Genomic DNA, 16,352 nt, shown 5'->3' with positions numbered 1-16,352 from the left:
CATGGGTCCCATGCGTCACGGAGAGGGGCTTGCGATGGTCAATTCGGGTACGTCTGCGGCGGTGCGGAGAGGAAGCTCCCTTGCTTGACGCCTGCTACCGGGCCGCACGCGCCAGGATCAGCAGCCTGGCGGCCGGGCTCACCGAGGACCAGTTGCAGCTCCCGGTTCCGGCGACACCGGGATGGTCGGTGCACGACGTGTTGGCCCACCTCACCGGTGGCGCCGCGGACGTCTTGGCGCAGCGACTCGATGGCGCGCCGGGTGACTCGTGGACGGCGCGGCACGTTGCCGAACGTCGCGACCGCCCGGTTGAGGAACTGCTCGACGAATGGGAGCGCGCCTCCCCGGCGGTCGAGGCCAGTCTGCCGGAGCAGTTCACCGGGCCCAACCTCGCCGCCGACGCGATCTGCCATGAAGCCGACCTGCGCGAGGCGCTGGTCCTGCCGCGGATCGACCGCGAACACTGGCAGCCGTTTTTGGACGTCCTGGGTTATCTGCCGGGCCGACGCCTGCCCGACACCAGCACCTTGGTGATCAGCGACGAGCTGGGGCAGCAGTGGCGGTGTGGTTCAGGTGAATCCGTCACCGTGTTGCGGGCTGAAGGTTACGAGCTGATGCGCGGGCTGTTCAGCAGGCGCTCCCGCAGTCAGATCGCCGGATGGGACTGGTCGCCCGAGCCGTCGGCGCACCTGATCGACAGCTTCGGGATTTTCGGCCACCGCGACGACGATCAGCCGATACCGGTCTGCTGATTCATACGCCGCAGGAGGCCAACCGCGGCGGGGAGAACGCGACCGAACCGACCCCGCCGTCGACGGCTCCGTTGTTGGCGAGTCGCATCGTCGTGACGTAGGTACAGGTTTGAATCTCGGTGGATGAATTGAGGTAGACCACGTTGTAGGTGTAGGTGAACGTGCGCACCAAGTGCTTGACATCCCAGGGCACATCCAGCACGAATCCGAGCGACGAGTCCATCGTCCGGATCCAGAGCGCCCGGTCACCGGTCTCGCCGATCGACGGCACCACCGAGAACGCCGAACCGTCGGGCCTGATGCCGGCGATGCTGAGGCTGTCGATGCGGTAGCCGGTGGCGTCCGCCGGCACCGGCGGACCGGGCTGAATCCTGGTGGTGAACTGGATCGCGTAGTTGGTTCCACCGCCGATCGCCCTGGTGGTGGAGAAGCTGGTCCAGCTGAATTCCTCCGGCAGCTCCACTGCGCAGTTGTCGATCAGCTCGTGCGGATCGCCGCACCCGGGCGAACCCGCCGGCGCCGCCAGCGCGCGCGGGGCGGCGAACGCTAGGCCGAAAACCGGCACCGACCAGGCGGCACCGCGCAGGAAGATGCGGCGCGAGATCGCTGTCTTCGCACGGCCGGGCACGAGCTCACAGTAGGCGATCTGAGGGCATTCGGTTGTTTGGCCGTTGATTCGGTGCCATGCTCGCCGGATGGTGTGGGAGCGCTTGTCCACGGCGGTCAGCGCCCGCCGTTCCTGGCTCGTTGCGCTGGTTCCGATCCTGATCGCCGTCGCACTGATGGCGCTCGGCAACGACAACGCGTCCGCGACACAATCCCCCGAGGCGCTGCCGCCCAGCGCCGAATCCGCCCGTGTCGCCGCGGCGCAGTCCACCTTCGCCGGTGGGGACCAGGCGGCCGCGCTGCTGGTCGCCACCCGCAGCGATGGTGGGCCCCTGACGCCGGCCGACGTCGCAGCGGTCAATGCCGCACGTGACCGTATGACGCAGGTGCCCCAAGTGCTCGACGGCCCGGCACCGCCGGCGATGCTGTCCACCGATCAGCAGGCGGCCCTGGCGACGGTGCCCTTGGCTGCCGACTTGTCCGGCTTCGAACTCACCGATGCGGTCAAAGCCCTGCGAGCGGCGGCCGCCGACGGCTTGCCTCCGACGCTGTCAACCCACGTCACCGGCGGGCCGGCGTTCGGCGCCGACATCGCCGATGCCTTCACCGGCGCCAACGTGACCCTGTTGGTGGTCACCGCGCTGGTGGTGGCACTGCTGTTGATCGTCACCTACCGGTCGCCGGTGTTGTGGCTGGTACCGCTGCTGGTGATCGCGTTCGCCGATCGGGTGGCCACCGTAGTGGGCTCCGATGTCGCACGCGCCGCGGGCGTGACCTTTGACGGCTCCACCGCAGGCATCACCAGCGTCCTGGTCTTCGGGGCCGGCACCAACTATGCGCTGCTGCTGATTTCGCGCTACCGCGAAGAACTGCGCTCACAGCCCGACCATCGGACCGCGCTGCGCCGGGCGGTGGCCGCCGCTGCCCCGGCGATCCTGGCCAGTAACGCGACCGTGGTGCTGGCTCTGCTGACGTTGATCTTGGCGGTGACCCCGAGTACCCGCAGCCTGGGGATCTGCGCCAGTTGCGGGCTGGTGGTGGCCGCCGTATTCGTGCTGTTGGTTTTACCCCCGTTGCTGGCGTTGGTCGGCCGGAAGGTGTTCTGGCCGTTCATTCCCCGGGCTGTCGACAATGGAGCCACCCCGGCCGGCCCGTGGTACCGCGTCGCCGCGGCCGTCTCGCGCCGCCCGGCCGTGGTGTGCACGGCGGCGATCGCCGTCCTGGCGGTGTCGGCCACCGGCCTGCTGGGCGCCGGTATCGGGTTGTCGCAGACCGAGCAGTTCCGGTTACAGGCCGACTCGGTGACCGGATTCGACACGCTGGCAGCGCACTTTCCGGACGGTGCGGCCAGTCCGACCGTCGTGATCGGCCCCACCGCCCGTTCGCAGCAGCTCAAGCGGGCGATCACCGCGGTTCCGGGCGTCGTCTCGGTGGTCCAGACGGGTATGTCCGAGACCGGCCGAACCATGTGGTCTGCGGTGCTCGACGCCGCCCCGGCAACCGAAGCCGCCTTCAACACCGTTGCCGGACTTCGAGATTCGGTCGGCGCGGTAGACACCCGCGCGATGGTGGGTGGCGCCGACGCGCAGGCCCTCGATGTGCGCGACGCGGCCGTGCGCGACCGCGCGGTGCTGATCCCGCTGATCCTGCTGGTGGTGCTCACCGTGTTGTTCGTGCTGCTTCGGGCCGTGTTGGCCCCGCCGGTCCTGGTTGCGGCGACGGTGCTCAGCGCGGTCGCCGCGCTCGGGTTGGGCTGCTGGGCCAGTCTGCACCTGTTCGGATTTCCGGCGCTGGACAACAGCACTCCCCTGTTCGCTTTCTTGTTCCTGGTGGCGCTGGGCGTGGACTACACGATCTTCCTGGTGACCCGCGCCCGCGAAGAGACGCCCGCACACGGCACCCGCGACGGCATGGTGCGCGCGGTGTCAGCCACCGGCGGAGTCATCACCAGCGCCGGCATCGTGCTGGCTGCGGTGTTCTGCGTGCTCGGGGTGCTGCCGTTGATCGTGCTGACTCAGCTGGGCATCATCGTCGGCTTGGGAATCCTGTTGGACACGTTCGTGGTTCGTACCCTGGTGATTCCAGCACTGTTCGCGCTGATCGGCGATCGGGTCTGGTGGCCCAATCAGCCACGCTGACTTCTACAGTGCCGCCCAGATCGACTTGGTCTTGAGGTAGCCGTCGATGCCCTCGTAGCCGAACTCGTGGCCCATACCGGACTGCTTGTAACCGCCGAACGGGACGTTGTGGTCGAAGACCAGCTGACAGTTCAACGTCACCGTGCCGGCCTGCAGGCGCTTGCCCAGGTTGTGTGCGCGCGCCAGGTTGGTGGTCCACGCCGTGGCCGCCAGGCCGTAGCTGGTGTCGTTGGCCATCGCCACCGCTTCGTCGTCGTCGTCGAACGGCAAGATGGTGACGACCGGCCCGAAGATCTCTTCCCGGTACAGCCGGCTGGTGGCCGGGTCGACGTTGGTCAGCACGGTCGGCTTCACGAAGTAACCCTTACGGTCCACCCGGTAACCGCCCGACACCACCTCGACGCCGTCCTTGCGTCCCTGGTCGATGTAGCCCATGACGCGCGCGAGCTGCTTGGCGCTGACCAGTGGGCTGATCATGGCGCCGTCGTCCTTGGGCCCGCCGAGCACCAAGTTCTCCCCGATCATCGCGATGCCGGCGACCACTCGCTCATAGACGCTGCGCTCCACGAAGATCCGCGAACCGCAGACACAGCCCTGACCCGAATGCACGAAGATGCCCATCGCGGCCATCATGATCGCCATGTCCAGGTCTGCATCGGCATAGATCAGCACCGGGGACTTCCCGCCCAGCTCCAGCGTCACCTTCTTCAGGTTGTCCGCGGAGTTGCGCATGATCTCCTTGCCGACATCGGTCGAGCCGGTGAAGGCGACTTTCTCCACATCGGGGTGGGCGGTGATCGCCGCGCCGGCGGTGGCGCCGTAGCCGATGACGAAGTTGGTGACACCGTCGGGAACCCCGGCCTGCGCGATCAGCCGTTCCAGCAGCACCGCCGACAGCGGCGTCTCCTCGGCCGGCTTGACGACGCTGCTGCAGCCGGCCGCCAGCGCCGGGGCGACCTTGGCGCAGGCGTTGAACAACGGGCCGTTCCACGGATAGATCAGGCCCACCACGCCGTAGGGTTCCTTCACGGTGTAGGCGTGCATGTTGGCGTAGGTGCTGTTGACGCCGCCCTCCATCTGCACCTGGTAGCTGCTGCCGTTGAGCTTGGTGCACCAGCCTGCGTAGTACCGGTAGAACTCCGCGCAGGTGGACACGATCATCTCGGCCTGCGCGGGCGGCATGCCGGCGTCCAGGGACTCCAGTTCGGCGAACTCCGCGGCGTGCTCATCCATCAGGTCAGCGAGCCGCCACAGCACCTTGGCGCGCTGGCGAGCCGGGAGATCAGTCCACACACCGGATTGGTAGGCCGTCTTGGCGCGGGCGACAGCCTCGTTGACGGCTTCGGGTCCGGCGTCGCGGAACTCGGTGATCTGTTCCTCGGTGGCCGGGTCGATGACCGGGATGACTTCACCGGTACCGGGCCGCTTCGCAAGATCATCGATTACCGACTGCACGGTCATTGGCGGGTCCTTCGGTTGCGACGGCAGATGCTGTGCACCTGCTTAGCATTGCGGACGCGGCGTGGTCAACAGTGGGCATCGGCCACCGCGGTTACGGTTCCGGCTATGAATCGGCGTCGAAGCAGGGCACGGAGGTTCTGATGCGCACCCGCGGCTGGGCCGGCAATGTGCCCGCCAGCGACGAGGAGGCGGTGGCACGGATTCTGCAAGCCACCCGCCGGACCATCGACGAACGCGGTGAGCAGACCAGCATCGCCGACGTCGCGCGGACGCTGGGCGTCACCCGGCAGACGGTCTATCGCTACTTCCCCAGCACCGAGGAACTGCTGACGGCAACGGCCGCCGATGGCGCCGGCGCCTTTCTGGATCAGTTGGCCGAAGCTTTGGCCGGAATAACCGATCCCGGCGAAGCCGTCGCTGAGGGCGTCGCACTCACCCTGGAACGCCTCCCCCACGACCCGTACGTCGGCCTGCTGCTGCGCACCCAACAGGCCAGCGCCTTTGCGGTGACTGTCACGACCGACACCGGCCGAAGCTTCGGGCACTCCCTGCTGGACCGTCTCGACGTCGACTGGTCCGGCTTCAACGATCGGGACGTCGAGGACATCATCGAGATGGTGCTGCGCACGTTGCAGTCGTTCATCCTGGCCCCGTTGCCCGCATCGGGCGACGAACTACGGCGCCTGCTGCGCCGGTGGATCGCACCTGCGGTGAGCGCGGCGCGCCGCGCTACGCCGGATCGCGCGTCAGCGAATAGGTGACGCCGGTCAGTGCTTCGGCGACCGTCCACAGCCGCCGCTGCGCATCGGCGTCACCGGCTCGGCCGGCAGCGCGTACCAACACCGGTGGGCCGATCTGCTCGAAACGCCCACCCGGGCCGTAGAACTGACCGCCCGTGGCGGCCGGGTCGGTCGCTGCCCGCAACATCGGCAGGGCGCCCTCGGCAGGCCCCTGGGTGAACCAACCCGTCACATAGCGAGACCGGCTGTTGAACACCCAGCGCACCGCCCTGGACTGCTCGCGCAGGATCGAGGTACGGGTGCCACCGGGGTGTGCCGCCAACGCGATCGCCGGGCTGGCAGCCGATTCCAGCCGCCGCTGCAGTTCGTAGGTGGCCATCAGTTGGGCAAGCTTGGACTGGGTGTAAGCCCTCGACGGAGTGAACGACGTGGTCAACTGCAGATCGTCGAACGCGATCCGGCCACTGCGGTGGGTCTTGCTGCTCACCGCGATGATCCGTCCCGCCGCGGAGGCGAGCACGCGATCCAACAGCAGGCCCGTCAACGCAAACGGCCCAAGGAAGTTCGTGCCGAAGTCACCCTCGAAGCCGTCGACCGTCAGCTGCCGGGTTTGGTGCATGACACCGGCGTTGTTGACCAGGATGTCGATGATCGGGTGGCCGGCCCGCAACTCGTCCGCGCATGCCCGTACCGACGCCAGGTCACTGACGTCCAGATGGACGACGTCGAGGCGGGCGCCCGGAGCGGATCGGAGAATGTCTTGCCGGGCCGCGGCAGCCGCTTCGGTGTTACGGCAAGCCAGCACGACCGTGGCACCGAGGATCGCCAGTCCCCGCGCGACTTCGAGGCCGACCCCGGTGTTCGCACCGGTGACGACGGCTACCCGGCCGGCCTGCGGAGCACCCTGCTGCAGTGACCATCCGGTTGCGCTCATCTAGCCGCGGCTCGCCGTCGCGAAACGCTGGTCGGTGTAGCGGCGCAGGTTGGCCAGGAAGCGGCGAAAACCCAGGTTCATCAGCGGGCCGCTGATCGGCGAGAACCACGCTGCCGGGCCGGTCAACCGATTGGCCAGGGTCCAGGTGAGCCGGCACCCCTGCGGGGTGGGCTCGATGATGTAGTCCGACGAACACAGCCAGCGCCGAGGTCGAGCTCGCATTGAAGCGAAAGGCCATGTGCCGTCCGGGTTCCCAGGCCAGGAACTCCTCGTCCCCGACAATGCCACCCCGCATGTCGACCACGCGGGTGGTGCCGACTCCGTGCGGTTCGGGGCTGGTCCAGGTCACGTTGGTGATGACACTGGCCCAGTGCGGCCAAGCTTCGGCGTCGGCTAGCACCTCCCAGATCTCATCGGGCGTCACGGCCAGGTCAACGCTGTTGCTGAACCGCTGCGGCGCCCGCTCGAGGAAGTCGAGGCCGACCTGCTCACACGGATGCATCCGAGACAACTGCTGATTCCTTTCGGTGATAGCCGACTAGCGCGCTCCGCGCACCAGACGCCCGGGCCGTGCACCGGTGTCGACGCCGTTGCGCCGGGTGACGGTACCGCTGACGATCGTCGCAACATACCCGCTCGCCCCCTGCAGCAGGCGGTGTCCGCCGGCCGGCAGGTCATAGGCCATCCGGGCCGGGTGCAGCCTCAGCGCGTCCATGTCGATCACGTTGATGTCGGCTTTCTTGCCGACCTCGATGACGCCGCGATCGCCCAGGCCGAACAGTTGCGCGGTGTCGCGGCACTGTTTGCGCACCAGGTACTCCAGGGGCAGTTTGTCGCCGCGATGCCGGTCGCGCGCCCAGTGGGTGAGCAGATAAGTGGGATAAGAAGCGTCGCAGATCATTCCGCAGTGCGCGCCGCCGTCGGAGAGCCCCAGCACACCGGCGGGGTGGGTGAGCATCTCGCGGATCGCGTCGTGGTTGCCATCGGCGTAGTTGAAGAACGGCAGCATCAACATGGCACCGGCGTCGGCCTGCAGCATCAGGTCATAGAGCGTTGCCAACTGATCGTCGCCGCGCGCCGCGGCGATCGCGGCCACCGAGCGGTCCGGGGTCGGCTCGTAGTCCGGCGGGTCACCCAGGTCATAGATCCGGTGCAGTGAGTGCTGCACCAGCGCGAACATCGCGTCGAACTGCAGCGAGGTGTCCACCGGCAGGTCCTGTTCGGACAGGATCGCGGCCTTGATCGCCGGTTCGGCCAGGCGTTGTGCGAGTTCCACGCGGCTGCACTGCGCCTTCAGTCGCCGGTAGGTCGGCCGGTGGGTGAAGGCGTGATGCCCGGCGAAACCGAGCAGCATGCCGAACGGGCGGGCCGCGACCTGTGGGTACAGCGCACTACCGGCCTGGTGCGCGGCCGCGGAGATGTCGAGTTGCTCACGCCACAGGTTCGGGTCGGCGTCGACCTGGATCAGTGCGAACGACACCGGGCGGTCGACCTCGGCGGCCAGGCGCTGCATCCACTCGAGTTCCTTCTTCGGCGCGACGATGTCCTCGCCGGCCGTGCCCTGCGGCGCCAGCTCGAATACGGCCTGGCCACCGGCCGCCATCGCCCGGCCCAGCCCGAACAGTTCGTCCTCGGCGGCGAAAGTTCCCGGCACCGGCTCGCCGTCCATGGCCCGGTGTGCCAGGGTGCGCGACGTCGAGAAGCCCAGCGCCCCGGCCTCGACGGCTTCCCGGACCAGGCGGCTCATGGCCGCGATGTCGTCCGCGGTGGCCGGTTCGTTGCGGGCGCCGCGGTCTCCCATGGCGTAGGCGCGAATCGCGCCGTGCGCGACCTGGCTGCCGACGTCGACGGCGAAGCCCTGCCCGTCGAGCCGGTCGAGGTACTCGGGATAGCTCTCCCACCCCCAGGTGATGCCTTCGGTCAGGGCGGTGCCGGGGATGTCTTCGACACCCTCCATGAGTTTGATCAGCCACTCCTCGCGGCCCGGCCGGACCGGGGCGAAGCCCACCCCGCAGTTGCCGGTCACCACCGTCGTCACGCCGTGACCGCTGGACGGCTCCAGCAGGTTGTCCCAGCTGACCTGCCCGTCGTAGTGGGTGTGGATATCGACGAACCCCGGCGCGACGACACGGCCGGTGGCGTCGATGTTCTCGGCCGCCTCGCCCGTCAGTCCCGGATCATCGGTTCCGGTGCGGCGCTGCACCGCCACGATGCGTCCGTCCCGGACGCCGACATCGGCGAGGTAGCGCTGTTCTCCCGTCCCGTCCACGACGGTCCCACCGGTGATCGTGAGGTCGTACACAGCCGTCTCCTTCAATAGTGGTGTCGGGCGCACCCAAGAACGGTGTTGATCAATTTGTACACATCTCGATAATGTGTGCAAGTGCCCGGTGAGAAGTCGTCGAAACCGCTCCCCACGCCGCTGCTCCTGGCCGCCACCGAGACCCTGCGCCATCTCGGCCCCCGGCGCTTCAGCCTGACCGCGGTTGCCGAAACGGCGGGCGTGTCACGCGGCACCGTGCACAACGCCTTTGGCACCCGCGATGACGCCATCGCCGCCGCACTCGACCATCTGTCCGCGGCATTCATCGCGACCATGGCCGCCGAGGTCAACGAGCTCGACACCCTGGCCGAGCAGGTTGCGGCCGCGGCGGTGCTGATCTCGGCGCATCGCCGCAGATCGGCGGCCGAGCCGCGCACGATCAATCAGAGCGTGCTGGTCCTGCTGCTCGAGCACGGCGGCGACGACCTGATGCAGCGCTCGGTGGCACTCTGGATGCCACTGGTGCGTGCCGCGCAGCGCCGCGGTGAAGTCGACAACACTCTCGACGCCGGCCGCGCCGGGGAATGGATCGTGCGGATGCTGTTCAGCTTCGAGCTGCTGCCGCCGATGCGGGTGAATCTGGACAATGCCCGCGCCGTGCGCCGCTTCGTCAGCGACCACATCATCGACGGACTAACCGGAGGCCACCGTGACTCACCCTGAACCGTTGCCACTACGCGTCCCCGAAGCCGAACTCGATGATCTGCGCCGCCGGCTCGCCAACACCCGCTGGCCGGCGGAGATCGAGGGCGCCGCCTGGGATTACGGCACCGACCAAAGCTTCCTGCGCTCTGTGGTGGAGCACTGGCTGCACGCATACGACTGGCGACGCGTCGAGTCCGAGGTCAACGCGCTCGGGTCGTTCGTCACCGAGGCCGCCGGGCAGCGTGTGCACTTCCTGCACATCCGGTCATCCGAGCCCGACGCCATCCCCCTGCTGATCACCCACGGCTGGCCCGGCTCGATTGTGGAGTTCCTGGATGCAGTGCCGCTGCTACGGAAGCGATTCCACGTCGTGGTCATCTCGATGCCCGGCTACGGGTTCTCCGGGCCCACCCGTCGGACCGGTGTCGACGTTGCGGCCGTGGCAGCCGCAGCAGACGACGTCATGGGGCAGCTGGGCTATCACCGTTATGTCGCCCAAGGCGGCGACTGGGGCGCGCTGGTCACCCGCCACCTCGGCGAGCACTACGCGGGCCGCGTCGCGGCCATTCACACCAACATGTGCTTCGCGCCGCCCGATCACGACCACTCCGAACTGATGGCCGCGGTGACACCGGCAGAGCAGGCGGCGATCATCGACTCGGTACAGCGCACCGCCGACGGCACCGCATACCTGAACCAGCAGGCCACCCGCCCCCATTCGCTGGGCTTTGGCCTCGACGACTCACCGGTGGGCCTGGCCGGCTGGATTCTGGAGAAGTTCCACGCCTGGTGCGACATTCGCGAGGGCATGCCGATCAGCACCGATCGGCTCATCGACAACCTGATGTTCTATTGGCTGACGGTGACCGCGACGTCGTCGGCTCGGCTGTACTGCGAGTCGGCCCGCGCCGGCAACGGCGCGCTCAGCTCGTGGCAGGGGCGCGTCGCCGTGCCGACCGGCTACGCGGTTTACCCCTATGAGCTACTGCAGACGCCGCGGGCGTGGGCCGCCAACCGCTACAACCTCGTTCACTACAGCGTCGCCGACCGCGGGGGGCACTTCGCCGCCTTCGAGCAGCCCGCGATCTTCGCCGCCGACCTGGTGGCATTCGCCGACGTGCTGGCGCAGCAGGCGGTGTTCTAGTTCGTCAGCTCAGCGCGATACCCAGTTCGTCGGCGAACGTCCGGATCATGTGCTGGACGCCGATTTCGTTGCGGCCGATGATCATATGGTCGTGCTGGCCGTGGCGGACCCCCTCGCCACATTGCGGCAGCATGGTGAAGTCCTCATCGCGCACCGCCGCGTGGACGGCGGCGAAGATCGTGTCGTAACCGGAGCGGGTGGCGTCGTCGACGGCCGGAACCCGGGCCAGCCAGCTGTGCCGGACCGTGCAGCGGGTCGGGGATCCGGCGGGCAGGATGTCGATGACCTCCACGCCGACGGAGCTGTTCGCCAAGATGATGTTCGGGTAGATCCAATAGATCAGCCCCATGTTGTCGCGCACATCCCACGAAGCGTTCGCGTCGCTTTCCAGGTTCGTGATCCAGTTGAACGGGAAGCCCATTCGATGGTGCCTGCCGAAGCGGTCGTGGATCGACGTGTTCGCCAGGGCGTTCTGACCGATGAGGCTCTCACCGTGCACGAACGGGAAGTGGTAGCTCTCAGCGAACGCCTCCAAGGCGCCCTTCCACGACACCTCGGACTCGAATTCGCGGTAGTCGTGGTAGCCGAAGGAGGTGTAGTTCAACGCTTCCAGGTCGGGGCCGACGTCGCCGAGGTGCGCCTCGACATCGATGTCGGCACCGACCGTCAGCACGGCCCAGATGAATCCGTGGCTCTCGGTGTTGGGCAGTTCGACCAGCCCATAGTCGTCCTTGGCCATTCCGGTGAAGCCGGTGCTGCCTGGGACGCTCAGCAGCTTCCCGTCGTTGCGGTAGGTCCATGCGTGATACGGGCAGGTGAAGCGTGCCGCACTGCCTTCCCCGCAGGCCGGCTTCGCGCCGCGGTGGCGACAGTAGTTGAGGAAGACGTGGCTGCGGCCGTCCTTGTCCCGTGTGACCAGGAGCGAATCTCCCAGCACCGACCGCACGACGTAGTCGTTGGGCTCCGACACCTGCACGCTCGGGACAATCGCCAGCGGGGTGCGGCGAAGGATCTGGGACTCCTCGATCTCGGTGACCTTCGCGTCCCGGTAGTAGTGCAGCGGTACCCGCAGCACGTCGTCCGCCATCTCGGTGGTCTTGTCGAGCACCAACCGCAGTGCCCGCCGAGTGAGTTCGGTGTCCAGCGCACCGGTGCGCTCTTGCGGAGGGATCGTCACCAGAAGCCCCTTTCGGCGTCGTTATTCCAGACCATACACATGACACATATGTATGGTCCATTAAGACGCCGAGCAAGCGGTAACGTTCGCTCATGCGCACCCACGGCTGGTCGGGCGCAAAACCGGCCGACGATGACGAGGCCGTCGCCCGCCTCCTCGATGCCGCCCGGCGGCGAATCGATCAGTCCGGGATGAACTTCGGGATCTCCGATGTGGCCAAGGACGTCGGCGTCACCCGCCAGACGGTGTATCGCTATTTCCCCAGTACCGAGGCGCTGCTGATCGCGACCGCAGTCACTGAGGTCGACCCCTTCCTCGATGGCCTGGCCGACCACGTCCGCGGTATCCACAATCCAGCCGAGGCCGTCGTGGAGGGCATCGCGCACACCTTGGAACTGCTGCCCGACGAGCGCTACATGAGCCTGCTGCTGACGCCCGGCAAAGCCAGCGCGTTCTCCGCCGGAGTCACCTCGGATGCGGCGTGTGCGTTCGGGCGCTCGATCGTCGAACGATTCGACGTCGACTGGGCCGCCGCGGGTTTCACCAGCGAGGACCTGGATCAGCTGGTGGAGTTCATGCTGCGCGTGCTGCAGTCGCTGGTCATCGACCCCGGCCGCCCACCACGCCGCGGCGCCCAGCTGCGGGCCTTCTTGCGACGCTGGGTGGCTCCGGCGATCACACCGACGTAGTCACCCGCGGCCGCTGCCGCAGTGGCCGCTTCCGCACGATCGTCGGCCACCAGAACCACGGCCCGTATATCCGCACCAGTGACGGCACGATGAACGACCGCACGATCAGCGTGTCGAGCAGCAGACCGATACACACCGTCGATCCCAGCTGTCCGATGGTCCGCAGATCGCTGGCGAGCATCGCCAGCATGGTGAACGCGAATACCAGGCCCGCCGATGTCACCACGCCACCAGTGCTGCCCAGCGCCCGGATCAGGCCGGTGTTGAGTCCGGCACCGAGTTCCTCTTTGAGCCGGGCGATCAGCAGCAGGTTGTAGTCCGAGCCGACCGCCACCAGGATGATGAACGTCAGCGGCAGAATCAGCCAATGCAGATGCAGCCCGATCAGATGCTGCCAGATCAATACCGACAGTCCGAACGCGCCGGCATAAGAGAACGCGACGGTTCCGGGAATCACCAACGCCGCCACCAGGCTTCGAGTGATCACCAGCATGATCAGGAAGATCAAGACGAAGGCGGCGATCGCGGCGATCAGCAGATCCGACCGTGAGTACTGCTGAATGTCTTTGTTGTTCGAGCCCGAGCCACCGATATAGATCTTCGCGCCGGCCAGCGAGGTCTCCTTCAAGGCGACCTTGATCGCCTCGGGGAACCGCTCCACGTGCTCGACGCCCTCGGGACCCATCGCGTTTCCTTCGTGGGTGACGATGAACCGAGCGGCCTTGCCGTCCGGGGACATCATCAGCTGCATCCCGGTTTTGACGTCCGCGTTGTCGAACGCCGGGCGGGGTATGTAGAAGAAGTCGTCGCTTCCGGAGGCGTCGAAGTCGTTGCCGACATTGATCATGTCACCGAAGGTCTGCTCGGTATTCTCGGCCTGAATGCTCGTGGGGCCGTATGTGTTCACGATCAATGCTTGCAACGCGATCTGGTCGTCGGCCATCTTGTTCAGTTGCGCGACCATCTGCGGCAGCAGCGTATCGACGACTTCCAGATGCGATACCGCGTCTTTGATGTTCGCCGCCAGTTTGTCGACGCTGTCCATCATGTCCCACAATGACCGAAACGCCCAGCAGACCGGGATATCGAAACAGTGTGGTTCCCAATAGAAGTAGCTCCGGATGGGCCTCATGAAGTCATCGAGATTGGAGATCTCCTCATCCATCTGTTCGGTGAGCGCCTGCATCTCCTCCATGGTGAGCACCGTGGCATGCATCTCGTCGGCCAGTTTCTGCGTCAACACGATCGTGCTCTGCAGCACCTCCACCGAATGCGCCATGATCTGCGCCTGCCGTTCGGTGTTGGCGTTCTGCTCCCGAGTGAACGGCAGTTGCTGGCCGTTGCCGCTGCCTTGGGTGGTGAACAGGTAGGGCAGCGACGCGTGTTCCAGTGCGCGCCCCATGGGCCGGGTGATGCTCTGCACCATCGCGACGCCCGGAAGCCTGATGAGCGCCTTGGCCACCCGGTCCAGGGTGATGAAGTCCGCCGAGTTACGCATGTCGTGATCGGACTCGATCATTAGCATCTCGGAGAACAATTTGCTTTGGGGAAAGTGCCGATCGGCGGCCGTGAACCCGAGGTTGGCGGCCGAGTCGTGCGGCTGGTAGCTGCGGTCGTCGAAGCTGACCACATAGGTCGGCACGAAGATCGCCCCCGCAGCCACCGCGGCGATGCTGGCCGTCAGGATCGGCTTGGGCCAGCGGACCACGCTGGTGGCGATTCGGCGGTACAGCCGTGCTTTGACCTGCTGGCGAGGATCGAACAGCCCGATCAGGCTGCCCACACTCAGAATCGCCGGTCCGAGCGTCAACGCGCCGGTGACCGTCAGCACCATACTGAGCGCCACCGCGGGCCCCATCGTGTTGAAGTAGTTCAAACGGGCGAAACTCAGGCAGAACGCCGCGCCGGCGATCGTGAGCCCGGAGCCCAGGATCACGTGCGACACCCCGCGATACGCCGTGTAGAACGCGTCTTCACGGCTCTCGCCGTTCAGCCGTGCCTCGTGGTAGCGGCCCATCAAGAAGATGCCGTAATCGGTCCCCGCGCCCAGGGTCAGCGCAACGACCAAGTTCACCGCGAACGACGACAGCTGGATGTAGCCGAAGTGGCCGAGGGTCGCGATGACCCCCTTGGCCGCCAGCATCAGGATCAGCACGCCGAACAGCGGCACCAGCATGGTGATGTAGGACCGGTAGACCAGCAGCAGCATGAAGATGATGAGGAAGATCGTCGCGATCGTGATGTTGTTCAGGCTCGAATTCGCGATCGCGACGGTGTCGGCGGCCAGCGGTGCCGCGCCGCTGACGTAGACGGTCAGCCCCGCCGGCGGGTCGGAGGTGGCGACCGTGCGCCGTACCGCGGCCACGGAGTCGTTGGCCTGCAACTGCCCGATGTCGCCGGCCAGTCGCAGCAGCACATAGGCGGCCTTGCCGTCGACGCTCTGGGCCCCGGCCGCGGTGATCGGCTTCCCCCAGGTGTCCATCACGTACTGGACGTGTTCGGTGTCGGCCTGCAGCGTACGCAACAGTGCGTCGTAGTAGCGGTGGTCCTGCTCCCCCAGTAGACGATCGGCTTCCAGCACCAGCATCGTCATGCTCGTCGAATCGGACTCCTGGAACTTCTCCCCGATCGCCAGCATCGCGGCCTGCGAGGGCGCATAGGTGGGGACCATCGGGCCGGCGAGTTCCTCGGCGACCCTCTCCACCTGCGGCACAAAGGTATTGGTCACCACCGCCAACAGTGCCCAGAACACGATGATCGGAATGGACAGCATGCGGACCAGCCGGGCCGCCAGTGGGCGGGCCGCGCGATGTCCGCTCATGCGGACTTCACCCGGCAACTGATGTCCGCGTTGGGATGGGCATTGGTCCGCTCGTCGCGAATCACGTCGTCGACCAGGATCCGGCAACCGACATAGTCGCCGCGCACCTGCGCCGAGATACTGCCGGACACCACCGTGAGCATCGTCGTCTCCTCATGGGTCCACGGCAGGGTGTCCAGCTCGACCGTGTGCGGGTGCCCGTCGATGTCGACGTAGGACAGCAAGGCGCCCGCGCCGACGGAGCCGAACACCTCATAGGTGAGCTTCTTCGGGTTGAACTTCTCTGCTGCCTGGGGCGGATTGACGGTCAGTACCGGCCCCGGTGCCGACATCTGGTGAACCTTCCACATGCCCAGCGCGCCCAAGCCGAGCGCGATGACCGCGACCAACGGCATCCAGGCGCGTGCCAGCAGTGACCGCCGCGGTGCACGGGGGCTCATTCGTCCGCCTCGCCGGGCAGCGCCGGGAGCCTCTTCTTCAGTTTCGCCGTCCGCAGCAGCTGGGCGGTCACATTGAATGCGCCGAGCATCGGAATGAGCCCCAGGAAGGTCCGCTCCGACGGAGTGGCACCGTGTAGCTGCTCCAGGCTGCCGAGGACGTAGAAGCATCCGAGCGAGAAGATCGTGGCGGGAATACAGAAGGCCAGCGGGCTTCGCTGATCGTCGATCGTGCGAGTGGCGAACTCCAGCTCCTGCGGTTCCAGCGCCTCGCCCTTGCGGACCTTGGCCAGTACGAATTTTCGGGCGCCGATTCCTTCGCTGATCGGGAGGGGCGGACGGTTGCGCAATCGCCGGATGTAGCGAAACGTCCCGATCGCGAAGGCCAGTAACGCCACGAAAGCGACCACCGCAAGGTCACCGAAGAGGTGCCAATTGGTGCCGAACATGGTCCAGCTCATGGCAACGCCCGCCCCCGATCTGTA

Annotated in this window: 14 protein-coding genes and 1 pseudogene; 6 read left to right on the top strand and 9 right to left on the bottom strand. The window is 66.8% G+C overall.

The window, feature by feature from the left end; genetic code table 11:
* Positions 1-80: 80 nt before the first annotated feature.
* Positions 81-752, top strand: a complete 672-nt coding sequence (locus EJK91_RS03770) for a maleylpyruvate isomerase family mycothiol-dependent enzyme (RefSeq protein WP_125078294.1) — start codon at positions 81-83, stop codon at positions 750-752.
* Between the two features lies 1 nt (position 753).
* Here EJK91_RS03770 and EJK91_RS03765 read toward each other — a convergent pair whose 3' ends face one another.
* Positions 754-1,380, bottom strand: a complete 627-nt coding sequence (locus EJK91_RS03765; RefSeq protein WP_125078293.1) for a hypothetical protein — start codon at positions 1,378-1,380, stop codon at positions 754-756.
* A gap of 67 nt (positions 1,381-1,447) precedes the next feature.
* On the opposite strand from EJK91_RS03765, the gene EJK91_RS03760 reads away from it, so the two are divergent.
* Positions 1,448-3,496, top strand: coding sequence for an MMPL family transporter (locus tag EJK91_RS03760; protein WP_125078292.1), 2,049 nt, complete (start codon positions 1,448-1,450; stop codon positions 3,494-3,496).
* A 3-nt stretch (positions 3,497-3,499) separates the two neighbouring features.
* On the opposite strand, the gene EJK91_RS03755 is transcribed toward EJK91_RS03760, so the two are convergent.
* Complete coding sequence (locus EJK91_RS03755) at positions 3,500-4,957, bottom strand: aldehyde dehydrogenase family protein (RefSeq protein ID WP_125078291.1); 1,458 nt, start codon at positions 4,955-4,957, stop codon at positions 3,500-3,502.
* 140 nt (positions 4,958-5,097) lie between these two features.
* Between EJK91_RS03755 and EJK91_RS03750 the strand changes: the two genes are divergently transcribed.
* Positions 5,098-5,718, top strand: a complete 621-nt coding sequence (locus EJK91_RS03750; protein ID WP_125078290.1) for a TetR/AcrR family transcriptional regulator — start codon at positions 5,098-5,100, stop codon at positions 5,716-5,718.
* Here EJK91_RS03750 and EJK91_RS03745 read toward each other — a convergent pair.
* The 3 genes and pseudogenes from EJK91_RS03745 to EJK91_RS03735 form a co-directional block, all read right to left on the bottom strand.
* Entirely contained in the window at positions 5,687-6,631 is a 945-nt protein-coding gene (locus EJK91_RS03745; protein WP_046282870.1) for an oxidoreductase, read from the bottom strand. The genes EJK91_RS03750 and EJK91_RS03745 overlap by 32 nt on opposite strands.
* Positions 6,632-7,133, bottom strand: a pseudogene (locus EJK91_RS03740) (SRPBCC family protein).
* 36 nt (positions 7,134-7,169) lie between these two features.
* Positions 7,170-8,933: an N-acyl-D-amino-acid deacylase family protein gene (locus EJK91_RS03735; RefSeq protein WP_125078289.1), complete on the bottom strand. Its 1,764-nt coding sequence runs from the start codon at positions 8,931-8,933 to the stop codon at positions 7,170-7,172.
* Positions 8,934-9,014: 81 nt separating this feature from the next.
* Here EJK91_RS03735 and EJK91_RS03730 point away from each other — a divergent pair, with 81 nt between their 5' ends.
* Positions 9,015-9,617, top strand: a complete 603-nt coding sequence (locus EJK91_RS03730) for a TetR/AcrR family transcriptional regulator (protein ID WP_046282873.1) — start codon at positions 9,015-9,017, stop codon at positions 9,615-9,617.
* The gene (locus EJK91_RS03725; protein WP_125078288.1) at positions 9,604-10,743 is read left to right on the top strand and encodes an epoxide hydrolase family protein; all 1,140 of its coding nucleotides are present in this window, start codon (positions 9,604-9,606) and stop codon (positions 10,741-10,743) included. The genes EJK91_RS03730 and EJK91_RS03725 overlap by 14 nt, the downstream gene beginning before the upstream one ends.
* A gap of 4 nt (positions 10,744-10,747) precedes the next feature.
* Here EJK91_RS03725 and EJK91_RS03720 read toward each other — a convergent pair whose 3' ends face one another.
* Positions 10,748-11,920: an aromatic ring-hydroxylating oxygenase subunit alpha gene (locus EJK91_RS03720; protein ID WP_082108050.1), complete on the bottom strand. Its 1,173-nt coding sequence runs from the start codon at positions 11,918-11,920 to the stop codon at positions 10,748-10,750.
* A gap of 92 nt (positions 11,921-12,012) precedes the next feature.
* On the opposite strand from EJK91_RS03720, the gene EJK91_RS03715 reads away from it, so the two are divergent.
* On the top strand, positions 12,013-12,609 hold the full coding sequence (locus EJK91_RS03715; protein WP_125078287.1) for a TetR/AcrR family transcriptional regulator: 597 nt from the start codon (positions 12,013-12,015) through the stop codon (positions 12,607-12,609).
* On the opposite strand, the gene EJK91_RS03710 is transcribed toward EJK91_RS03715, so the two are convergent.
* From EJK91_RS03710 to EJK91_RS03700, 3 genes are read right to left on the bottom strand one after another with little or no spacing between them, the layout of a single operon-like run.
* Entirely contained in the window at positions 12,596-15,430 is a 2,835-nt protein-coding gene (locus EJK91_RS03710) for an MMPL/RND family transporter (RefSeq protein ID WP_125078286.1), read from the bottom strand. The two genes, EJK91_RS03715 and EJK91_RS03710, sit on opposite strands and share 14 nt — an antisense overlap.
* The gene (locus EJK91_RS03705; protein WP_024441648.1) at positions 15,427-15,870 is read right to left on the bottom strand and encodes an MmpS family transport accessory protein; all 444 of its coding nucleotides are present in this window, start codon (positions 15,868-15,870) and stop codon (positions 15,427-15,429) included. The genes EJK91_RS03710 and EJK91_RS03705 overlap by 4 nt, the downstream gene beginning before the upstream one ends.
* Entirely contained in the window at positions 15,867-16,328 is a 462-nt protein-coding gene (locus EJK91_RS03700) for a hypothetical protein (RefSeq protein ID WP_046282877.1), read from the bottom strand. Before EJK91_RS03700 ends, EJK91_RS03705 begins: the two co-directional genes overlap by 4 nt.
* Positions 16,329-16,352 lie beyond the last annotated feature (24 nt).

The sequence above is a fragment of the Mycobacterium sp. P7213 genome (genome assembly GCF_900604305.1).
Taxonomy (GTDB): Bacteria; Actinomycetota; Actinomycetes; order Mycobacteriales; family Mycobacteriaceae; genus Mycobacterium.
This window is presented reverse-complemented; position numbering and strand designations above follow the sequence as displayed.